At 44.3% G+C, this 4,845-nt stretch carries 5 protein-coding genes; all 5 read left to right on the top strand.

Features of this window, described 5'->3' with window-relative positions; translation table 11 throughout:
* Nucleotides 1-330, top strand: a 330-nt coding sequence (locus HWQ38_RS01230) for a transposase family protein (protein WP_292789384.1), incomplete at its 5' end; no start/stop codon positions are given.
* Nucleotides 331-875: 545 nt separating this feature from the next.
* A complete protein-coding gene (locus tag HWQ38_RS01225; protein ID WP_292789383.1) occupies nucleotides 876-1,112 on the top strand; it encodes a hypothetical protein in 237 nt (78 codons plus the stop codon).
* Nucleotides 1,113-1,128: 16 nt separating this feature from the next.
* Nucleotides 1,129-1,371, top strand: coding sequence for a hypothetical protein (locus tag HWQ38_RS01220; RefSeq protein WP_292789382.1), 243 nt, complete (start codon nucleotides 1,129-1,131; stop codon nucleotides 1,369-1,371).
* A gap of 664 nt (nucleotides 1,372-2,035) precedes the next feature.
* Complete coding sequence (locus HWQ38_RS01215; protein ID WP_292789380.1) at nucleotides 2,036-4,537, top strand: S-layer family protein; 2,502 nt, start codon at nucleotides 2,036-2,038, stop codon at nucleotides 4,535-4,537.
* A 93-nt stretch (nucleotides 4,538-4,630) separates the two neighbouring features.
* Nucleotides 4,631-4,834, top strand: a complete 204-nt coding sequence (locus HWQ38_RS01210; protein ID WP_292789379.1) for a hypothetical protein — start codon at nucleotides 4,631-4,633, stop codon at nucleotides 4,832-4,834.
* Nucleotides 4,835-4,845: the final 11 nt, after the last annotated feature.

The raw sequence follows: 4,845 nt of genomic DNA, 5'->3' as shown, positions 1-4,845 counted from the left end.
AGTGGGATTCATTTTCATCCCAAAACACAAGGTCTACATGATAGTGGTTATCAAGAAATTGACCAATATCATAACAACAGTTACACTCCCAAAAAAAAGCCTAAAAAGAGAGAACTGTCTGTCTCAGAAAAAGACTATAATCGATTTTTGGCAAAGGCAATAATCGGCATTGAACACATCAATCGCCGCCTGAAAATTTTTAAGATTTTTGGCGACAGATATCGTAATCGCCGTCGTCGTTATGGTCTGCGTTGTAACTTACTCGCAGCAATTTACAACTACGAGTTAAATTTGGCTGTCTCAAAATTCAAAACCTCTAATATAACATAAAACTAATTTTGCAAGAGGTCTACTAAACATCAGGAGAATCAAGTATGTACATAAATAACCTTTACCTAATTCGGTGGGTTTAAGTCCCCGGCAACAAGTAAGCCGCAAGTTTTGTGGCGGAGTCTAAATCCCCGTCACAAAACTGTACTTCCAACTTCTTTAACTAAGTTTAGGGGTTTAAGTCCCCTGCTTCAAAAGCCGAACGTTTTGGCTCGGGGTCTAAATCCCCGTCACAAAACTTACTTGCGACTTGCGACTTGCGACTTGTTTTAACGTTCCCTGATTCTGATGGGCTTGAGTTTGCCCATCCCACTGGGGATTTTGACACCTCCAGTATTTGCCCAAACTGACAATCTAGTGCCGGCGTTGCATAATAGAGGGATGAATTGAGGTGTTCTACTGTGTATGCGTAATCTGGATACGCATCATTCATTCTTGACCCATCGGTTCAGTACAATAGTTAACTTAACACCTATGCTTTGTCCAAATTTTCAGCATAATTTCTAATTGACAAAAGTAAGATTATCTTAACCTCTCACCGATGGTTGAAGAGTGGTGCGATCGCTTCTTACCCCCGTGTAATCGGTCACAGACACCCCGATAATCCTACTCATTGGCGTTGGGGCTTTAACTGGGAAGAGAAGGTAGATGGTGAGTGGAAGGGGCGCAGCATTGGATCAGTGCCGTTGGGTGCGATCGCCCTGATTCAATCAATGCAAAATGAAGGGGTTAGCTTAGAGGAAATAATCGGTTTTATTCGTAGAGCGAAAGCTAAAAAATAAATTCTTAGAGGATGAGATGCTATTAACAGAACCTGAAATACAACAAGTTTTAGAGCAAGTTCAAGCTGCTTTTCCCAACTTGACTGATTGGGAATATAACAATGAAAAAAATGAGGAGTATTTCGGCTTTTCTGTCTGGGGACATTTTGTTAATAACCCCGAAGAACTAATGCCACGGCGGTTTTTTATCACGCTTGATACTTATGAAGGGGGTAAGCCGGGATACGTGCAAATTGAGAGACATTGTAAAGTTTTGTAACGCCAAAGAGTCAAAACCATTGATTTAGCGTTGTTTCAACCTGTGTCGTTGATGTCGGTTGAAGATGAAAACATTACCAAAAATGATTTAATATGAGCAAGTTTAAGGAACCTCAGAAGGTAGAGAGGTGATTTTACTGTAGTAAACTTCAATTGCTCCTTTAGCATTTATGGGCAAGTTAAGAAACTAAGAAAACAATCATTGTAATAATTATTTGCAGCGTGTCTCAATTTGCACGTATCCCGGCTTACCCCCTAGCCCATCACTTACGTCGCAGTCTGGGTATTACACTGTCATGCTGATTTCTCGTTGATTAATAAGTTGCACTTAACTATTTCCAGATATACACATACTTGGGTAAGAGATGGTTTCAGGGTTTGTGTGTGTATGTAATATGGTTGAACTCTGCTCAATTGTTTATACCCCGTCGCAAATGGCATCTGGACATCAGTCTGCATAAGGGTTTAAAGAAGAGGGGTCGCTTGTCTTCATCTAAGTGGAATTAATGGAAACTTGTTGCTTTTCTTTGCCATAATCCGCTCATACTCCTGGTGTTCACTAGAAAAGAGAAAATAATTGAATGGAAACTCAACTGGACAGTTGTGATAGTTCGTAGTTCGTAAAGGGAACTCTAAGTTTTAATCAGTAAAGGAAGTCTTTGGTGATGAGAGCAATGTCTACGATGGGCTACGCCTACGCTTTTCTATCTACACTCACAACTGGGTTCTTAAGTTCCGCTCTGGTACTACCAGCTATCGCTCAGGTGACATCTGACGGGACTACCAACACCATTGTCAAGCAAAGTGGTAATAATTTTAATATTCTTAACGGAATTGAAAAAGGCAATAATTTATTTCACAGCTTCAATAATTTCTCTGTGCCTACGGGTGGTTCAGCCACTTTCAATTTAATTAACACGCCAAATATTACAACTATATTTAGTCGAGTTACGGGTGGAAATGTTTCTAATATTGATGGGTTAATTAGCACGCTTAATAGTAGTAATCCGGTGAGTTTGTTTTTGATGAATCCTGCGGGAATTGTGTTTGGGGCAAATGCCCGCTTGAATATTGACGGTTCCTTTCTGGGAACAACGGCGAATAGTATTAAGTTTAGCGATAGTGTAGAATTTAGTGCGACTAATCCCGGTACTACACCGTTACTGACGATAAGTGTGCCGATCGGCTTGCAGTTGGGGCAAAATCCAGGGGGGATTACATTACAAGGCAGTGGACATCGACTGACCGGCGGAAATTTTACCCCCACAGATCGCAGCAATAACCCCATCGGTTTACAAGTCGGATTCGGCAATACACTGGCGCTTCTAGGCGGTGCGGTTAACTTCGCCGGTGGCATTGCAGCCGTTGCTGGTGGCGGGCATTTGGAAATAGGTAGTGTCAGCGATGGGCAGGTCAGACTCAATGCCACAGAGCAGGGCTGGGTCGGGGATTACTCAGCAGTGCGGCAATTCAACGATATCCATCTCGCCCAGCAATCTCTGCTAGATGCCAGTGGCAGCAGAGACTCCATCCAATTACAAGGACGGAATATCAACTTGACCGAGGGTTCCGCAGCCTTGATCCAAAACTTTGGCACACAACGGTCCGGGGGGATTACAGTCAATGCCACTCAGTCCCTTAACCTTACGGGGAATACACCCGATGGTAGGCTGGGGAGCTTCATCCAAATCGAGAACTTAGGAACGAGTCAGACGGGCGATATTAGCGTCTCTGCCGCGCAGCTATCCCTCCAAAATGGAGGAGGAATCGGTACTCGGACGTTTACTCAAGCACCTGGTGGCAATATAACAGTCAATGTTGCAGGCTCAACCGATGTCGATGGCTTTGCCCCCGCCAACCCAGCCAATGCGTCCTCGATTGCAACATTCACATCTAACTCCGCTAACGCAGGCAACCTTACGGTCTCAATTGGCAACCTGAGAATTCTGAATGGTGGCAGTTTGTTCTCTGTAACCAGAGGCTCTGGACAGGCTGGAACCTTACGAATTAATGCAGAAGACTTAATCGAAATCGCTGGACAAAACCCCATTACATTGTCACCAAGTCAGTTGCTTTCAGCGACTGTCAGATATGGAAATGCCAATAACGTGTTTGTCAATACGTCCAGATTAGTGATTCGAGACGGTGGATTCCTAGGGTCTGACACCGTTGGCACGGGTTCAGCAGCTAGCGTGACGATTAATGCTTCAAAGTCCGTAGATATCCAGGGTAGAAGTGCCGGATCGATCGTACCTAGCCGCATCATTTCAACCGCCCAAATTATCGTTCCACCCACTCAAGCTGGCTTTGGACTGCCTCTCATTCCCAGTGGTAACGCTGGTTCCCTAACCATTAACACACCTTCGTTACACATCACAGATGGGGCATTTATCAGCGTCAAAAATGATGGTCCAGGCAGAGCAGGAGATTTGCAGATTAACGCCAACTCTATTTTCCTTGACAACCAAAGCGCTATCACCGCATCAACCGCCTCTGGAAACGGAGGTAATGTCAGATTAAACTTACAAGAGCTTCTGCTGATGCGTCACGATAGCCTGATTTCCGCCACTGCTGCGGGCAACGGGAATGGTGGTAACTTGTCAATTAACGCACCCGTGATTGTTGGGTTAGAAAACAGCGACATTATTGCCAATGCAATCCTTGGTAAGGGCGGTAACATTAACATTAGCACTCAAGGTTTATTTGGGCTGAAGTACCGCGATCGCCTCACAAGAGAAAGCGACATCACCGCTAGTTCCGAATTTGGCATTAACGGTACAGTTGATATTAACAATTTTGGAATTGATCCAAATTCCGGTTTAGTCGAATTACCTGTAAACTTAACAGACTCATCACAACAAATTGCTACAGGTTGTTCTAATACGAATGGTAGTAGTTTTGTCGCCACGGGACGGGGTGGAATCCCACAAAATCCCACACAGGAACTGAGGAGTGATCGCACTTGGTCTGACATCCGCGACATCTCTGCATACCGCAAAACTGGCGAAGTCACGGCACAAATACCAGCAACCCCAGAGGTTCTTGTCCAAGCTACTTCTTGGCATCGCAACGCAATTGGCAAAATTGAGTTAGTTGCAGATAAATCTCCTACTCAGGTGCAGCAACCATTAACCTGTGCTGCCAGGGCAAACGCATCTAAATATTGACGAGCCTGAATCAGAGTGGAATTTAGCAAAACCCTAATCAAATAAGGCTTTCAGGAAATTAACCCAATTCCTGACAGTCACCATAAATTAGAAATGAACTCACCATTGCCGTTAATCCGCAAAAAAAATATTCAATATCGATCTAGAGAATACCTGACTTTGGCTGAGGTGAACAAAATTGTTGCCGCCGCAGGTTCTAGAGGCAGACATAGAGAGCGACAACTCTGGGAACCTCCGCAACGCACTGGCTCCCGGGAGCAATGCGATTTTGTGAGGTCGATGCGATTCGTTGGCTAGAAATCAAACCC

The organism is Nostoc sp. NMS7 (assembly GCF_017115085.1).
In the GTDB taxonomy this organism is placed as follows: Bacteria; Cyanobacteriota; Cyanobacteriia; order Cyanobacteriales; family Nostocaceae; genus Nostoc.
This window is presented reverse-complemented; position numbering and strand designations above follow the sequence as displayed.

What these genes read in the sequence shown, in the direction of transcription:
- HWQ38_RS01215 (WP_292789380.1), top strand. Translation starts at nt 2,036, where the DNA reads ATGAGAGCAATGTCTACGATGGGCTACGCCTACGCTTTTCTATCTACA.
- HWQ38_RS01220 (WP_292789382.1), top strand. Translation starts at nt 1,129, where the DNA reads ATGCTATTAACAGAACCTGAAATACAACAAGTTTTAGAGCAAGTTCAA.
- HWQ38_RS01210 (WP_292789379.1), top strand. Translation starts at nt 4,631, where the DNA reads ATGAACTCACCATTGCCGTTAATCCGCAAAAAAAATATTCAATATCGA.